The sequence below is a fragment of the Flavipsychrobacter sp. genome, from assembly GCA_041392855.1.
Lineage (GTDB): Bacteria > Bacteroidota > Bacteroidia > Chitinophagales > Chitinophagaceae > UBA5543.
The window spans coordinates 1,706,414-1,721,753 of record JAWKLD010000001.1 but is presented as its reverse complement, the minus strand read 5'-3'; the positions used below and the strand labels follow the sequence as shown (position 1 = coordinate 1,721,753).

Genomic DNA, 15,340 nt, shown 5'->3' with positions numbered 1-15,340 from the left:
CTATGAAAAACCTTATCACTTACGCAGCATTAGTGTTATGCATTTCCATGATGTTGCTAGGCTGTTATTCGCAAAGAACGGCAACTAGACAATTACTAAAAGTACAAACGTATTACCCAAGCGTGTTATCTCAATTGTGCTCAGACTTATATCCTCCTCTGGTCTTTACAAAAGATAGTATTACTTACTTGAAAGGTGACATGGAACAAGAGGTGGTTTTTGTAGAAGTAGACTGCGATAGCATTTTAAAGGCAAGAATAGGGAAGATAGTAGAGCCAGTAAAAATACCATGTCCTCCTTCAGTTTACAGGGTAGATACATTAGTGTTATACAAAGAAAGGCAAATGGTAGACAGGGCTGCTATCCATACGTTACAAAAACAATTAGAAAATGCTACAGTAAGGTTGGTAAGGGAAGAGCGAGAGAATTACATCTTATTACGTGTAACCATTATTCTCGGGTTGTATACTATCGTAAGATGGGTGCTGAGAATATGGCATATCAAACTACCATAACCATGAGAACAATAAAATACCTAGTAGTGCATTGTACAGCAACGCCTACGGATACAAAAATAGAAAGCATAAAAGGATATTGGCAAAATATATTAGGTTGGCGTAATCCGGGATATCATTATATAATTACCTACAAAGGAGAGATAAAGCAATTGCACTCTGAAGATAAGATTGCTAATGGAGTAAGAGGGTATAACAAAAATAGCATACACCTCTCTTATATTGGTGGAGTGGATGAGGATGGGAGACCGATGGATACAAAGAGTAAGGAACAAGAAATAGCTATGTTGAAACTGCTCTTGAACTTAAGAGCCAGATATCCTGATGCGATCATATTAGGACATAATAATTTCCCCGATGTAAGGAAAGCCTGCCCGAGTTTTAGTGTCAACGATTGGTTGAGAATTGTTTGATAGTGTTTATATGGTGAGTGTGTAAGGGGGCTTAACGGCCCCCTTCTTCTACTTGTTGTTCCCAATTGTCTAGCAGTTGTTCACAGCTGTTCTTAAATCGGCATCTCATGATAGGGTGTATGATAACATTGTATATTTTGTATTTATAGATAAAGTCAAAATGCATGATGATCTCAGTTTCTGTGTCCGATAATTCTTTAGCTATCCATATGCCTTTTAAATAGCTAAGCGGATAAGGGTAATCGGGAGCTTTAGTGTCTACTTCAAAAGAGTACTGTTGGCCTTCTTCCCAAAGGGTGCAGGTTTCCGTCCATCTTTTTTTGCCATGGCTACATTGGCGTTGCATACCTTGAGCTTCTCCAGAGAGTATGGTCACATTATCAATACCTGGTGCTACTTTATGATAGTCTTTCACATTGGATATTATACTCCATACGCGAGCCTTATCCGCTTTTACTACTCTGCTAAAAGATAGGCGCTTAAATTTTTGATTGGCCACATTATCCATTTGCGCCAAACCTACCGACTGGAAAACAGTAAAGAACAGTACAATTAAAGCAAACAGTTTTATAAGGAAGTAACCTTCGTTGGTTATGCTAAAAGGTTTTGTTATAACTATAATAGCACTGGCAAGTACCCATATGGCATCCTGAGCAATGATCCATAAGATATAGCCTGATCTTTTCCTTTTTATCTCAGAGAGTATAGTTGCTGAAAAATAGACCAGTCCAACACCTGTTAACCAGAAAATGGTAGTTTTTTCCACACCAAATATTGCGGCTATTTTAAATTGATATATGATAAGTGCTGCTCCAGATAAAAAGGCAGAAATAGCATTGGCTCCTAAGGCTCTGTTTAATAGTCTCATGATTATTCTTATTAGATTAATGCAAACCTATTATGGTTCGTAACGATAATATTGATATTTTGCGCCAAAGTTTTTGATATGAGAATTGCAGCACCATTGGTCAATCTTCTGATGAATTATGCCGAGTGTAGAGCGGTGGATAGAACAGCACTAGAAGCTCTTTTGGATAAGCCAATAGATCTTTGCGATGATAAGGAAAGTATAAGTGTAGAAGAGTATGAAAGAATATTGAACGCACTGAATGATAAGCTGAATGATGATAAACTAGGTCTGTCCTATGGTCGTTATCTCAACTTGAGTGCTTTGGGTATTGCCTACAAGGTGTCTTTGGCAGCTACTAGCCTTACACAAGCTTTTCAGCTGCTTGAGGGGTACTTGAAAAATAATTTCCCACTAGTGACCATAAAGCACCAAGAGGCAGAAGGTAAAGTGAAGATGTGGTTGTTGTGCAGCATCAAAGACAAGGTATTGAACACTCATGTCTTAGAATCCACATTTATGTTCATGTACAGAGAACTATGCTCAATGATGGACAAAGAAGTAGTACGCCCTGTAATACCTCAAGGCAACAAGGCCGAGTATGAAGAGCAAATAGGTGCTAATGTGATCAACGGTGCAGGATATGGATTTGAGATAAATGCTGCAGCCATAGCTGATGGTATCAACAAAAGAAATATACGGAAGATAGAGATATTACTCCCTCAGTTTTTGTTGATGTTGGGTGCTAAGAATGATAAGAGTTTTGCTGCTGCTACCAGAGATATGATATTGCATATGTGCACACCTGAGCTACCAACACTACAGGAGGTCTGTAGGCAATTTGCAATGAGTGATAGAACTTTCCAACGCAAGTTGAACAATGAAGGTGCATCATACAGAGACATTACCAACAAGATAAAGATGCAACTGGCTGCCTACTTGCATGCGGGTGATAAAATGAAAACACAAGACATAGCACATATATTGGGCTATTCTGAATCGAGTGCTTACCTGCATGCCGCCAAATCTTGGAATAGCTAAAAGAAATATTGAAGAGAACTGATTAGTTTTGCAGCACAATAGCAACCAATGGATAAGATAGTATACATAGACAGAGCTACAGGCGAACATAAAGAAGAGCTAGTGCCGGGTGGCGGCTTTTTGAAATTCCTTTATGGCTCTACAGTTGGTAAGCTTTCTTTAAACACATTGGTGAAGCGTAAGTTGTTCTCTATAATGGGCGGCGCTTATATGAACAGCAAGGCATCAGCCAAAAAGATAGCCCCGTTCATAGCTAAGCATAGTATGGATATGAGCGACTATATAGTGCCCGAAGAAGGCTTTAGTTGTTTCAACGATTTTTTCTATCGTAAAATTGATGCTAGTAAACGGCCAATAGGAGAAGGGGTAGTATCTCCTGCTGATGGTAAGATATTGGTCTTTGATACCATAGCGGCATCGAAAGAGTTTTTTATAAAAGGTAGTCTGTTCAACCTTACTTCTTTTTTGGCAGACGAGAAACTGGCTAAAAAATATGAAGGAGGTGCGATGTGTATTGTACGTTTAGCACCTGTTGACTATCACCGATTTCATTTTCCTGCCGAAGGGAAAGCAGGGAAGATGGTGCGTATAAAAGGAGATTACTATTCGGTGTCTCCACTGGCATTAAGAAAGAGCTTAGAGATCTTCTGTCAAAACAAGAGAGAGTACTGCATACAAGAAACGAAGGACTATGGTGATATCCTTATTTGTGATGTAGGGGCAACGCTTACGGGTAGTATCATACAAACCTATACGGAGGAGGCACACCAGCCCAAAGGTGGCGATAGAGGCTTTTTTGCTTTTGGGGGTTCTACTACGGTATTGTTGTTTGAACAGGGAAAAATAAAATTCTCCAAAGACCTGATAACCAATACCCAAGCAGGTTTGGAGACCACAATAAAGATGGGAGAGACCATCGCTCAATAAATATTTATGGAATAATAGCCATGCCTGCATCCTCATAGTAAACGAACTACTATGAGATATATAACAATTCTTACAATAGCGATAGTACTAAATAGTTTTACCGTAGGTGCGCAACATGCAGCACCACAAGATATAAATGCAACTACTATTACTGAAGCTCACAAAGCACCTCCTGCCAATAGCACGAGTGCTACAATTGTAGTGTCCAGCATCTATATCAAAGATAAAACACAGCGACAAGCTGAAGACCTAGATGCAGCAAAACTGGGCTTAGGACAAAAGCCGGTTTCTTATGCAGTGGACATGCACGATGTACCAGTAGCGGCAGCCAACCCTATAGCAACAGCTGCTAGAGAACCCCAGACTGCAGAGATAGCTGCTGTGGATGAAAAAGACAGAGCATGTGTGCGTGCGCTGAATATGGCGAGGAAGGACAACTATAATAAAGAATTGAAGTATTACATGTTTGGCTTGCCAGCAGGTGATTTTCCTCACGATATAAAAAGGGAGCTGCTAAAAGAAAAGTACAACCTGAACTATGTCATGATGGGCTGCGTAGTTGACGACACACTACTATGCTACAACCGAGAAGCGGAAAAAATACTCTTCAGAAAATATGGCAAAGACTTTTGGCAAAAAGTAGATGAGGAGGTAGATAAAGCAGCCAACAATACAGGCTTTGGCCCAAGAAATGGCTATGGCAGAGGGGAAGAAGTAAAGCCTAGTGATAGGTAGGAGTATAGTAAGTAGAAATTGGGTAATGATGAGAAGCTACTTTGTGTAGTAACATGCCTATCATTACCCAATTTTTATGATAAATATTTAGCATACGGATAGGAGGCTTTAGTAAGAATAGGGTATGATAGCTAGGAGGGGACTATGTTTAAAATATAGTGTGAGTGATTTTAAGGTTGTATAAATCGTATGTTTTTATTGTCCCTTAGAAATTTGTTTTGTTCGTTTCTTAATAGAATAGTACCGTCTAATCCAATACTTATATCATTTAAAGATGTTAAGTTTAATCTTTCAAAAAACTCTTGTCTACTATTATATATTTCTTGAATGTTATTCCCTCCATTCCTCAAATCATTGTAGATATGTTTTTCTACACCGAAGAATAGGTTTTTTTTATCAAAACTTATTCTAAATAAAACAAACTCTAACTGCAAGCTTATTATAATTAATCTTTCGTAAGAATCTTGATTATATGTGGGTTTGAATAACTTGTCATAATATTCTTTTATGTAAGCTTTTTCTTGTATAGTTATGGCTGTAGAAACTTCCGGAGGAGGAGGGTCGCATAATTCAATACGATTACGTTGAATGTCTAAATATGTAATGCAATAACCGTTTGATTTAGGAGTAGCGCCGTTTATAGATGATATTTTTTGTGCTTGTCTTTTTGCCTGTGTTCTGTCTTTGTTTGTAATTGGGTTACTTCTTCCTTTTGCTTCAACAACATGCCACTCATAATTCTTATCTAACCCTACTAAATCTCCTTGTTCATTTGACCCTGATGTTATTTGTATTATACCTTTCTTTACTAAATCTCCAACATGTTGTAAGTATGCGACTTTCAATATTCTTTCTGAAACAATTTTAGCTATCCCCATCCCTATATTGTATGATAATGGTGTTTTATTCTGTGGGTCTAATAAGGTGAAATTATTTGAAAGTGAAAGCTCTGGATAGTCGTTAATATATATTATTAAGTTACTCCAGTTAGCTAAAAAGCCCCAAAAGGTAACGCGAGGAGTTTTTATTAATTGTGACCAATGTGTCTTGCCGTTTAAAAGAATACCTCTTGCGATGTCTAATTTGGAGATATTAAGTCGATATGTGCCATTGTTAACATTTGCAATACTATAATTACTTACGTTAATAGTACAATTATCTGCCATGGTTGGGTGTTTCCTATAAAAATAGTAAAACAATGCTAATGATTAAAAAACGGATGCTCCCATATTACTACATCCGGATTGGCTTTTTGTATAGCAGCTTTAAAGGTTTTGTTATTGCCGTTGATGAACGAAGAAAAGTAACGTAGCTTTTTTTCTTGATGATCCTCTTCGAAGGTGATGATCCAAAAACGTTCCCCATTTACTTTGGCTCTGCTTTTGGCCAGTTTTTTGATGTTTTTCAAGGGCACTAGTTTTTCTCTATTACCTTTTATCACGTATAGGTTAGTATTGTCGAAACGTATTTTGCGGACACTCCAAAAAATAAAGTAAAACAGAATGCATCCGAGTAGTATGCCAGACTTGAGTAGGGTATACCCATCGGTATTGACCAGCTCCAAGAGCACACCAAACCCTATGGGTACAAACAGCCATCGTATCCATCGGTAACCATTAGTGAGTACTAAACGCTCTTCCATTCCCAACAAAATACTATATAATTCTAATATCTATACTATATCAACACCGACCCTCTCGATTCTATAGCTGGAGGAATATTGTCTTCGCCCAGCATTTCTTTGAGGTCTATCTCTATAGTGCGGCAGAGGGAGAGCATGGGTATATCATTGCCCAGCCCTTCAAAGGGGTTTTCAGAATAGTCGCCTATCAGCTCCATCATCACAAATACCCAGCCTACTATTACAATAAATGGTACAGACAACCACACGGCAAACTCACCCAGCTTATGAAACTCGGAAACGATGCCAAAGGGCAATAAGAAAATGAACAGACTCACGAATATAAAACTGGCACTACCATACTGTCTTGGCAATGGGAACTTCTTAATGCGCTCTGCCTTGCCTTGATGAATGTAAAAGTCGTTGAGTATCTTTTGCAACTCCATATGGCGGAAGTCGTCTATCAGGTTTTGGCTTCTTAGTTCTTTTAGGTCTTGCGACTGCTGGTCGATGATCTGTGTAGCGGTGTTTTTATAACTTTTCAATCTTTCCAGTTCGTCGGCAGGTAGGTGTAGAGCTATTTGTTCTTTGGTTACATCTTCGTCATTCATGCCCACGCCCCACATCTCTTTATATTGCTCTGCTACTTTTCGGTAGTGTTTGCTCTGGCTGATGTGCTCCCAGGGTGTAGGTACAAGCAGTTGCCCGCGCAGTGCATATAGCCAGCCTATGTGTCGGTAGAGCAGCTTGCGGTGTATCTCTTGTAGCTCTGCTTCGCTATGTGTTTTGTCTGTAAACTGGTTACTGACGAAGCTACGTGTAGTAGCGCCCCACATACGACTACTGTTTACAATAGCACCCCATATTTTTCGGGCTTCCCATAGGCGGTCGTAGGCGCTGTTGTTTTTAAAGCCTAAGTAAAAAGCCACAGCCGTACCAATAGCTGCCAGCGGCAACCATGGTATGCTCATCCATTCCCAATGGGTAAACTCAAACAAGGCTGTTATGAATACCGCCCACGTGGTCAACCATATAAGGTGTCTGCCCGAAAATTGCATCACCTCTTTTACCGTAAAATGTTTATTGATGAACATAGCTAGCTGTAGTTTCTGCTATTTAAAATACAATATTGTTATTTAAAATTCGTCCACCATTGCTCGGCAGGGTAGCTTTGTCCAATTAATACGGGCTCACCTATGGCAGGGGTGCACAGTTTTACATCCAGTCTATTAGCTTCTTTCGTAGCGCGTTCTATTGGGTCTGTCCAGCTGTGTAGCGATAGGGTGAAGGCACCCCAATGTATGGGCTGTGTTATTTGTGCATTGATGTCTATAGCTGCCTGTATGGTTTCTTCAGGCATCATATGTATCGCTTGCCATTTCTCGTTGTACTGTCCGCACTCCATCATAGCATAGTCAAAGCTGCCAAACTTTTCACCTATCTTTTTAAAGTGTGGACCATAACCACTATCCCCACTGAAGTAGATATTCTTCTCTGGCGACTGTATTACCCAAGAGCTCCATAATGTATTGGCTCTGGTAAATCCTCTGCCCGAAAAATGACGCGCAGGAGTACAGGTAAACGTCAAGCTATCCAGCGTAATATCTTCCCACCAGTCCAGCTCGTGTATGCGGCTATCATCTACGCCCCATTTTCTGAAATGTGCACCTACTCCTAGTGGCATATAAAACTGTTCTGTCTTTTCTTTTAGCTTCATGATACTGCCATAATCCAAATGGTCGTAGTGGTCGTGCGACATGATGATGGCATCTATCTTCGGTAGCTTTTCTATCTCTATAGGTAAGCCATTGGAGTAGCGCGATTTGCCCAGCCACGGATGCGGTGCAGGTACATCGCCAAACATAGGGTCGAGCAATATTTTCTTACCTGCTATCTCCAGTAAGAATGCTGAGTGCCCAAACCAAGTAAGCCTTGTAATAGAGTCGGGCTTTTGTTCTATCTCCATAGAGTCGATATGCTGCACAGGAAATTTTATGCGTGGTTGTCGGTCGGGGTCGCTCTTGAATTGCTTATAGATAAGTGAGGGCATATCTTTTAAACCTACCTCCATCTCCGATGGTATTTGGTTCACAAACTTCCCCTCTTCATAGTGCCCCGTTTGTGCATAGAGTTCTTGTTGTGCTTTGGTAGGCTTGCCACCAAACTGCGGACTGGTATTGACAAACACTATGGTAATCAAACCCAGCGAACCTACAATACTTAATATAGTTATGACTATCATCTTTATTAGTTTCTTGATCAAAACTTCTGTTTTACTAGAGATTAATGCCTCCTCGACATCAATGCCGAGGAGGAGTAATAAACAACACTACTATAAAGAAAACCTTTCGTTCATCATTCCGATAAATGCTTCATCAGTCATAGTGCTGCGTGCTTCTAAAAGTTGCTCTGCATCCGCACCTGCACGATAGCGCAATGTGTCTGTACCATCAGTAGCTGCATGGTAAATATTGCCCGCCGTCATATCAGGGGTGCTTCCTGCATCTGTTGCAGAGCGCTCTCCAAAGACATTCATAACATGCCCTACAAATGCATTGTATTCTTCTAAGTTCTGATCATGCTGGAAATCTAAAGAGCGCCCTGCAAACTCAGTTTTCACAAACCCTGGCTCTACGATCTTTACTTTTATACCTAGAGGCTTTAATTCGTAATGCAATGATTCGCTAAAACCTTCAACGGCAAACTTAGTGCCATGGTATAAAGAGAATAGCGGGAAGGTCATTCTGCCACCTACCGATGAAATGTTTATGATGGTTCCTGCTTTGTTAGCTCTAAAATGAGGTAGTATCGCTTTGGTTACGTCAAACAACCCAAATACATTTACTTCAAACTGGCGAGTGATCACTTCCTTGCTCATCGACTCAAAAGTGCCTGCCAAACCATAGCCTGCATTGTTGAGCAGTACATCTATTTTCCCAAATTTTTCAATACCTGCTTGTATAGCATTGTTGATAGAAGCATTGTCTTGTACATCCAGTTTGGTTACCAGTACATTGTCTAGCTTTGTTAGGTCTTCTTCTTTTTCGGGTGTGCGCATGGTAGCAATTACATTCCAACCTTTTTCTTGAAATAATTGTGCTGTTGCTTTACCTATACCACTGCTTGCCCCTGTTATTAATATTGTCTTTTGCATGATCGCTTTTTTGTTGTTGTTATTATGATTTGATCGTTGTTTTTATTTTACTTCTTGCATTTGGCGTATTTGTTTCAATGCTATTTTTTTAGGCATCATAGGTGCTATGCTCATCAATATTCTATTGGCAAAGCTTAACCCAGATATTACATCCAGTTTGCCTTCCATCATACCGTTGTAGCCATCTTGTGCTACAGAGCGGGCGCTTACTGTTTTTTGGAACATCTCTGTTTTGTCCATGCCCGATACACTGCCAAATTGTGTTTCCGTAGCACCGGGTAGTAGTGCCGTTACGGTGATGTTCGTATCATGTAACTCTTCTGCTATGGCATTGCTAAAAGAAGTGACGTAAGCCTTGGTAGCATAGTACACCGCTTGTAAAGGGCCAGCTACTAAAGATGCTGTTGAGGATACGTTAAGAATTTTACCACTATTGCGCTGCACCATGTCAGGCAGGAAGAAACGGGTGAGCGCTGTTAGCGCAACAATGTTCAGGTTGATCATGGCAAGGTCTTTCTCCCAATCCCGCTCATGAAACTTGCCCAAGCCACCAAAGCCCGCATTGTTGATGAGGTAGTCTATCTCTATGCCTGCTTGCTTTACTTCATCATACACCTCCTTAGGGGCAGTAGGTTGTGTTAGGTCTTTTACCAGATACATCACCTTGATGTCATAGGTAGCTTCCAGTTCTTTTTTCAATGCATATAGCTTGTTTTCACTACGGGCTACTATTACCAAGTTGTCTCCCGCATCGGCATGTATGCGCGCTAGTTCTTCGCCTATACCCGATGATGCTCCTGTTATCAATGCTGTCTTGCTCATATTTATAGTTTTTTTATGCTGTTGCGTTTTATTGTTTATTAGATATGGGTATAGGTATCAACTGTTTTTTAGGTTGTGGTCTCAGCTGTTCCAATACTTTTTGTATTTGCTTCTTCACTTTGGCTAGTCTGCTCATTGTTATAGTTTTGTTAAGTGATTACTTACTTACATTGTTGGGCAAATAAAAAGTTACAAGTCGTATTTGTTCAACAAAGAAGTCATGATGTCTTTTTTATTATCAGGTTCGTGTAGTAGTATGGCTGTTGCTGCACCATCTAAAAACATAGTAATAAGTTCTGTTTCCGATTTAGGGTCTTCATAGCCCAGTTTTTCGAAAGCATTGGTTAAAGCCATTTTTAACGGCTCCATTTTTTTAGGGTTATAATTGCCCATTTGCCATTTCAATGCATAGGTGAGTCGCCACATCTTGTACTCCTTTTTATCTATGCCAAAAGGCATGATGATAGCCTTTCTTAGTACCTCTTTAGGGTCGCTGCTCATCACTATATCAGCCATTATAGTTTTCATCTTCTCTTCGGCTACGCATTTAATAGCATCCAGCAACCCCTCTTTATTCTCAAAATGACGAAAGATCAATGCTTCTGACACACCTGCCTGCTTTGCTATCTTGCTGGTAGATACGGCATGGTATCCCTGTGTAGCAAAAAGCTCTAAGGCGGTCAATAGAATATTTTCTTGTTTCTCTGTCATTTTGTATGTGAGTAATTACTTACAAAGGTAGTGGCTTTTTTCAAAACACCAAATATTTTAGAAAAATAAAATCTGTCTCGGTGTAAAATATTGTCGTTTCCTTGATTCTCATTTGTAGTAGATATAGATATTTTATCTCTTTGTAGTATAAAATATTGCACCATGCGATTTTTGAACCTATTTATTGTTTTACTCTTTTGCGCTGCAAGCTCCTCGGCACAGGTCATCGTTAATGGGCTGGACGAGTTATTGCAGTATGCAGATAAGAACAGTCCGCAAGCAAGGCAAATACAATTGATGCCCCAACTGGCTAAGGAGGAAAAACGAGTGTCGGTATCTACGGTTTACCCTAAAGTAAATGCTTTTGCTACGGGCGATTACTATCCCATCATTGCCACGCAGCTTATCCCTGCTGAGGCGTTGGGCGGTGCACCAGGTACATACCTTAAAGCACAGTTTGGTTTGCCCTATACTTTTACTGCAGGTGCAGAGTTGACCGTGCCAATTATTGACCTGAGCAACTGGGCTAATCTATCACGTGCAAAAGCAGCATACCAAGAGAAGAAATACAGTAGCGAGACGGCATTGGAAAATTTGCACTTGCAACTCATACAATCCTACTACCAAACATTGGTAACGGGTGAAGTACTGGAGCTGAACAAAGAGAATGAAGAAACAGCAGTAGAGCTATTACGCATCATGAGCGAGCGTAATGAACAAGGGGTGGTAGACCCTGCCGATTATAATCGTACTAAAAACCTACTACTCGATGTAAAAAGCACACGCATTAGCTACACCAGCCGTATGGCACAAGCCCTCAATGCCCTCAATGCAACTTTAGGTACAGATACTATAGTACTCAAAGAAGAGCTAAACGATTTTGAATGGCCTGTATTATATGAAGGAGGAGATATTACCAACCGCCCTGCTTGGCAAGAAGTAAGTTGGAAAGTGCGTGCAGCGGAGCTGGCGTTCAAGCAAAAGCAAATGGCGGTATTGCCTAAGTTGAGTCTGGCATCGAGGTACGCATATAATATGCAAACCAATTTTGAACCCAACTTTACCAATATAGAATTTGATGTGGCCAATGTAGGGCTAAGATTAAACATGCCTTTATTTCAAGGCAACTTCCACCGCTCGTCTAAAAAAATAAGTAAGCTACAATGGGAGTCCGCCCGCTTGGAAAAAGACAGGGTAAAGGCTACACTTACCCAACAGCAGGAAGACTGGATGGCACAATACCAAGCCGCTTACGCCAAGCAGAACGTACTGAAAAATAAACTGGAAACAGCAGCGGAAAATCTACGTATAGCTAAGCTGAACGTGAAAGAAGATGTGATGGAGTTTGATGAATTCAACAACATATTTATAGAATACAATAAGGCAAGGATGGAGTATGTACAAAACCTTGCTGATGGCATATTATATCACTTATTAAGCACACAAAACTTTTAAGGTACATGAAACGCATACGATTAGCAGGTGTTATACTACTAGGTGGAGCAATGTTGGCATCAAGCTGTGGCAGTAAGCAGGAGACAGTGCAGCCACAAATGAAAAAGCTAACGGCTGCCGCTTATGCATCGGGCACATTATTGCCAGAGCAGGAGTATAAAGTGGTATCTAGTGTAGATGGCTACTTGAATGAGGCTTATGTAGCAGAAGGTGATACGGTAACACAAGGGCAACAGCTATTTCTCATTACCAACGAAGTGCGCGAAGCGCAAGAGCGTGGTGCGGCTGCAGTAGTGAATAAAACTTTGCTTACAGTAGGTAATAATGCACCCCTGATAGAAGAGCTGAGGGCTAAAGCTGACTTGGCACAGGTGAAACTAGAGCAAGATAAAAGACAGTACAATCGTTATAAAAACTTGTATGAAGAGCAAGCTATCTCTAAAAGCACCTATGAGAAATACCAGCTGCAATATGAGAGCTCGGAGAAGGAATATAAAAACCTGCTACGCAAATTGGAGCAACAACATTTGGCAGGTAACCTGCAACTACAACAGGCACAAAACCAGCTAAGCATTAACAGAGCACAGCAAAATGTAGGTAAGCTAAAAAGTTTTGTAGATGGTATAGTGTATGATATATATAAGAAGCAAGGCGACTTGATAGCACCCAACCAACCTGTAGCGCTAATAGGTGCGGGTGATATGATCGCCAAGTTGCTGGTAGATGAAGATGACCTGGATAAAGTATATGTAGGGCAGGAAGTACTCATCACTATGGATGCTTATGATGATAAAGTGTTTAAAGCGCATATTAAGAAAGTGTACCCATTGCTCAATAAGATAGAACAGTCCTTTCGTGTAGATGCTGCTTTTGACGAAGCTTTGCCTGTAGGTATCTATGGCTTGAACTTGGAAGCCAATATAGTACTGGCAAAAGATAAAGAGGTGATGGTGATACCACGTAGTGCATTGCAGAAAGGGGATAGTGTTTTGGTACAAGAAGGAGACGAGCAAAAGATGGTGCATGTAACAACTGGCATAGCTGATGACGAATGGATAGAAGTGAAGAGCGGATTGGATAAAACAGCAAACATAATTATGCAATAATGAATTGGAAACTCGCCTTTAATATTGCGGTGACACACCTGTTCACCAAAAAGAAGCAGAGCATTGTGGCTATGCTTGGCGTTACCTTTGGTATCTCCATGTTCATCATCATGATCAGTTTTATGACAGGGGTGAACGATTTTACCGAAGACCTAGCTATGGATAACACACCGCATATTCATATCTACAAACCACTGGAGATAAAAGACGAAAAGATCATCTCTTTCAAAAAAGCGATAAAGGAAGGCGACTGGCATGTAGTGACCCATCAGAAGCCTAAGAACGAACTAAGCAAGATAAAGAATGGGCTTACACTCATGCAGCGTATAGAGCGCATGCCGGGAGTAAGAGGCGTAGCACCACAGCTATCTACACAGGTGTTTTATAATAACGGTCCTGTAAAAGTACCGGGCAATGTTTTTGGAGTAGATGTAAAGCGACAAGCAGAACTGTTTGACCTAGATAAGAAAATGGATATCGGTGAGCTGGACGATCTGCTCAAAGGCTCGGATGTAATAGTAATGGGTAAAGGGCTGGCTAAAAAAATGGGCGTGCATGTAGGCGATCGTGTGAGTGTAACTACACCCGAGGGTGGAAACATTACCTTGAAAATTGTAGGCATCTTCTCTTATGGTATTGCTTCGCTCGACGAAACACAGAGCTATGCCACACTGGCTACGGTACAAAAGATGTTGTTGAAAGACCCTTCTTATGTCACCGACCTGAATGTGAAAATGATAGATGTGAACCAAGCCAAACCGTTGGCAGTAAAGCTAAAGAATCAACTAGGTGACTTGAAGTTTGACGATTGGGAGACGGCCAACCAAAGTATACTGGCAGGTACACAGATAAGAAATGTGATGACCTTTGTAGTGTGCTTCACACTACTGGTGGTAGCAGGTTTTGGTATTTATAATATCATGAACATGAACATCATCAACAAGATGAAAGACATTGCTATACTAAAGGCTACAGGTTTTCAGGGCTCTGATGTTACAGGTATCTTCATGCTACAGTCGGTAATGATAGGTATAGCAGGTGGTTTCTTAGGCTTGTTCATTGGTTTCTTTTTTAGCTTTTTGTTATCGCGTACACCATTCCCGGCGGGTGAGTTCTTTAGGATAGATACCTTCCCTGTCAATTTCAATCCATCGCATTACTTCATTGGTTTGTTCTTTGGTTTCTTAACCACATTGTTTGCGGGTTGGTTCCCGTCGCGCAAGGCAGCTAAGGTAGATCCTGTAAAAATTATAAGAGGGTAAAATAGCACACATGAGTAGTATTGTTTTAAAAGCAGAAGGAATCAGAAAAAAGTTCTACCAGCCTACAGAGTTTGAGGTGCTGAAGGGGCTGGACTTTGAAGTAAAGGCAGGGGAATTCTTTTCTATAATAGGCAAGAGTGGTTGTGGTAAGAGTACATTACTATACATTCTCTCTACAATGGATACAGAATATGAGGGGACGATGACGATAAAAGGAGAGCAGCTTACCGGGCAAAAACAAAATGCTTTATCTAAATTTCGTAATGAGCATTTGGGCTTTGTCTTTCAGTTTCACTTTTTGCTGCCCGAGTTCACTGCGCTGCGCAATGTGATGATGCCCGCCATAAAACTAGGTAAGTATAGCGAGGAAGAAATAGAACACCGAGCGATAGAGAAACTACGCTCGGTAGGTATGGATGAGTATGCACTTAAACATGCCAACAAATTATCGGGAGGGCAGCAGCAGCGTGTGGCTATAGCACGTGCATTGATCAACGATCCTGCCATTATTATGGGAGATGAGCCTACAGGAAATCTTGACCGAGCTAACTCTATGATGGTGTTTGATATCTTTAGGCAGTTGGCAAAAGAGAATAACCAAACGATCATCACTGTTACACACGATCCCGATTTTTCTAACGGTTCGGATAGAATAATGGAAATGGAAGATGGTAGGATAGTAGAAATCGCAGCACCCAAAGAAACATCTCCCTACTTAGTAAAATAATCAG

17 protein-coding genes are annotated in these 15,340 nt (G+C 40.6%); 9 read left to right on the top strand and 8 right to left on the bottom strand.

Annotated features, from left to right (window positions below):
• Nucleotides 1-2 precede the first annotated feature (2 nt).
• Together R2800_07970 and R2800_07965 are read left to right on the top strand one after the other, a co-directional pair.
• Nucleotides 3-515 carry a hypothetical protein gene (locus R2800_07970; GenBank protein MEZ5016975.1) on the top strand — a complete coding sequence of 171 codons (513 nt, stop codon included), beginning with the start codon at nt 3-5 and terminating at the stop codon, nt 513-515.
• Between the two features lie 2 nt (nt 516-517).
• Complete coding sequence (locus R2800_07965; protein MEZ5016974.1) at nt 518-928, top strand: N-acetylmuramoyl-L-alanine amidase; 411 nt, start codon at nt 518-520, stop codon at nt 926-928.
• A 31-nt stretch (nt 929-959) separates the two neighbouring features.
• Here the strand turns inward: R2800_07965 and R2800_07960 are convergent, their stop codons facing one another.
• A complete protein-coding gene (locus R2800_07960; GenBank protein ID MEZ5016973.1) occupies nt 960-1,796 on the bottom strand; it encodes an SRPBCC family protein in 837 nt (278 codons plus the stop codon).
• Between the two features lie 78 nt (nt 1,797-1,874).
• On the opposite strand from R2800_07960, the gene R2800_07955 reads away from it, so the two are divergent.
• The 3 genes from R2800_07955 to R2800_07945 are packed head-to-tail and all read left to right on the top strand — an operon-like array spanning nt 1,875 to nt 4,478.
• Entirely contained in the window at nt 1,875-2,816 is a 942-nt protein-coding gene (locus tag R2800_07955) for an AraC family transcriptional regulator ligand-binding domain-containing protein (protein ID MEZ5016972.1), read from the top strand.
• A 48-nt stretch (nt 2,817-2,864) separates the two neighbouring features.
• Entirely contained in the window at nt 2,865-3,743 is an 879-nt protein-coding gene (locus R2800_07950; protein MEZ5016971.1) for a phosphatidylserine decarboxylase, read from the top strand.
• 51 nt (nt 3,744-3,794) lie between these two features.
• Entirely contained in the window at nt 3,795-4,478 is a 684-nt protein-coding gene (locus tag R2800_07945; GenBank protein ID MEZ5016970.1) for a hypothetical protein, read from the top strand.
• 170 nt (nt 4,479-4,648) lie between these two features.
• Here R2800_07945 and R2800_07940 read toward each other — a convergent pair whose 3' ends face one another.
• The 7 genes from R2800_07940 to R2800_07910 all read right to left on the bottom strand — a co-directional run bounded on the left by R2800_07940 (nt 4,649) and on the right by R2800_07910 (nt 10,786).
• A complete protein-coding gene (locus R2800_07940) occupies nt 4,649-5,644 on the bottom strand; it encodes a hypothetical protein (protein ID MEZ5016969.1) in 996 nt (331 codons plus the stop codon).
• Between the two features lie 35 nt (nt 5,645-5,679).
• Complete coding sequence (locus tag R2800_07935) at nt 5,680-6,120, bottom strand: hypothetical protein (GenBank protein MEZ5016968.1); 441 nt, start codon at nt 6,118-6,120, stop codon at nt 5,680-5,682.
• A gap of 35 nt (nt 6,121-6,155) precedes the next feature.
• Nucleotides 6,156-7,193: a bestrophin family ion channel gene (locus R2800_07930; protein ID MEZ5016967.1), complete on the bottom strand. Its 1,038-nt coding sequence runs from the start codon at nt 7,191-7,193 to the stop codon at nt 6,156-6,158.
• Between the two features lie 38 nt (nt 7,194-7,231).
• Nucleotides 7,232-8,362, bottom strand: coding sequence for an MBL fold metallo-hydrolase (locus R2800_07925; protein ID MEZ5016966.1), 1,131 nt, complete (start codon nt 8,360-8,362; stop codon nt 7,232-7,234).
• A 69-nt stretch (nt 8,363-8,431) separates the two neighbouring features.
• A complete protein-coding gene (locus tag R2800_07920) occupies nt 8,432-9,253 on the bottom strand; it encodes an SDR family oxidoreductase (protein MEZ5016965.1) in 822 nt (273 codons plus the stop codon).
• Nucleotides 9,254-9,295: 42 nt separating this feature from the next.
• Nucleotides 9,296-10,075: an SDR family oxidoreductase gene (locus tag R2800_07915; GenBank protein MEZ5016964.1), complete on the bottom strand. Its 780-nt coding sequence runs from the start codon at nt 10,073-10,075 to the stop codon at nt 9,296-9,298.
• A 189-nt stretch (nt 10,076-10,264) separates the two neighbouring features.
• Nucleotides 10,265-10,786 (bottom strand): helix-turn-helix domain-containing protein, encoded by a 522-nt coding sequence (locus tag R2800_07910; GenBank protein MEZ5016963.1) that lies wholly within the window; start codon nt 10,784-10,786, stop codon nt 10,265-10,267.
• Nucleotides 10,787-10,948: 162 nt separating this feature from the next.
• Between R2800_07910 and R2800_07905 the strand changes: the two genes are divergently transcribed.
• From R2800_07905 to R2800_07890, 4 genes are read left to right on the top strand one after another with little or no spacing between them, the layout of a single operon-like run.
• The gene (locus tag R2800_07905) at nt 10,949-12,241 is read left to right on the top strand and encodes a TolC family protein (GenBank protein MEZ5016962.1); all 1,293 of its coding nucleotides are present in this window, start codon (nt 10,949-10,951) and stop codon (nt 12,239-12,241) included.
• A gap of 5 nt (nt 12,242-12,246) precedes the next feature.
• On the top strand, nt 12,247-13,347 hold the full coding sequence (locus tag R2800_07900) for an efflux RND transporter periplasmic adaptor subunit (GenBank protein ID MEZ5016961.1): 1,101 nt from the start codon (nt 12,247-12,249) through the stop codon (nt 13,345-13,347).
• Entirely contained in the window at nt 13,347-14,609 is a 1,263-nt protein-coding gene (locus R2800_07895) for an FtsX-like permease family protein (GenBank protein ID MEZ5016960.1), read from the top strand. The genes R2800_07900 and R2800_07895 overlap by 1 nt, the downstream gene beginning before the upstream one ends.
• Nucleotides 14,610-14,619: 10 nt before the next feature.
• On the top strand, nt 14,620-15,336 hold the full coding sequence (locus R2800_07890; protein ID MEZ5016959.1) for an ABC transporter ATP-binding protein: 717 nt from the start codon (nt 14,620-14,622) through the stop codon (nt 15,334-15,336).
• Nucleotides 15,337-15,340 lie beyond the last annotated feature (4 nt).

Bases quoted from the DNA above. Each gene is read 5' to 3' on its own strand.
- R2800_07970 (MEZ5016975.1), top strand. From the start codon at position 3: ATGAAAAACCTTATCACTTACGCAGCATTAGTGTTATGCATTTCCATG.
- R2800_07965 (MEZ5016974.1), top strand. From the start codon at position 518: ATGAGAACAATAAAATACCTAGTAGTGCATTGTACAGCAACGCCTACG.
- R2800_07960 (MEZ5016973.1), bottom strand. From the start codon at position 1,796: ATGAGACTATTAAACAGAGCCTTAGGAGCCAATGCTATTTCTGCCTTT.
- R2800_07955 (MEZ5016972.1), top strand. From the start codon at position 1,875: ATGAGAATTGCAGCACCATTGGTCAATCTTCTGATGAATTATGCCGAG.
- R2800_07950 (MEZ5016971.1), top strand. From the start codon at position 2,865: ATGGATAAGATAGTATACATAGACAGAGCTACAGGCGAACATAAAGAA.
- R2800_07945 (MEZ5016970.1), top strand. From the start codon at position 3,795: ATGAGATATATAACAATTCTTACAATAGCGATAGTACTAAATAGTTTT.
- R2800_07940 (MEZ5016969.1), bottom strand. From the start codon at position 5,644: ATGGCAGATAATTGTACTATTAACGTAAGTAATTATAGTATTGCAAAT.
- R2800_07935 (MEZ5016968.1), bottom strand. From the start codon at position 6,120: ATGGAAGAGCGTTTAGTACTCACTAATGGTTACCGATGGATACGATGG.
- R2800_07930 (MEZ5016967.1), bottom strand. From the start codon at position 7,193: ATGTTCATCAATAAACATTTTACGGTAAAAGAGGTGATGCAATTTTCG.
- R2800_07920 (MEZ5016965.1), bottom strand. From the start codon at position 9,253: ATGCAAAAGACAATATTAATAACAGGGGCAAGCAGTGGTATAGGTAAA.
- R2800_07915 (MEZ5016964.1), bottom strand. From the start codon at position 10,075: ATGAGCAAGACAGCATTGATAACAGGAGCATCATCGGGTATAGGCGAA.
- R2800_07910 (MEZ5016963.1), bottom strand. From the start codon at position 10,786: ATGACAGAGAAACAAGAAAATATTCTATTGACCGCCTTAGAGCTTTTT.
- R2800_07905 (MEZ5016962.1), top strand. From the start codon at position 10,949: ATGCGATTTTTGAACCTATTTATTGTTTTACTCTTTTGCGCTGCAAGC.
- R2800_07900 (MEZ5016961.1), top strand. From the start codon at position 12,247: ATGAAACGCATACGATTAGCAGGTGTTATACTACTAGGTGGAGCAATG.
- R2800_07895 (MEZ5016960.1), top strand. From the start codon at position 13,347: ATGAATTGGAAACTCGCCTTTAATATTGCGGTGACACACCTGTTCACC.
- R2800_07890 (MEZ5016959.1), top strand. From the start codon at position 14,620: ATGAGTAGTATTGTTTTAAAAGCAGAAGGAATCAGAAAAAAGTTCTAC.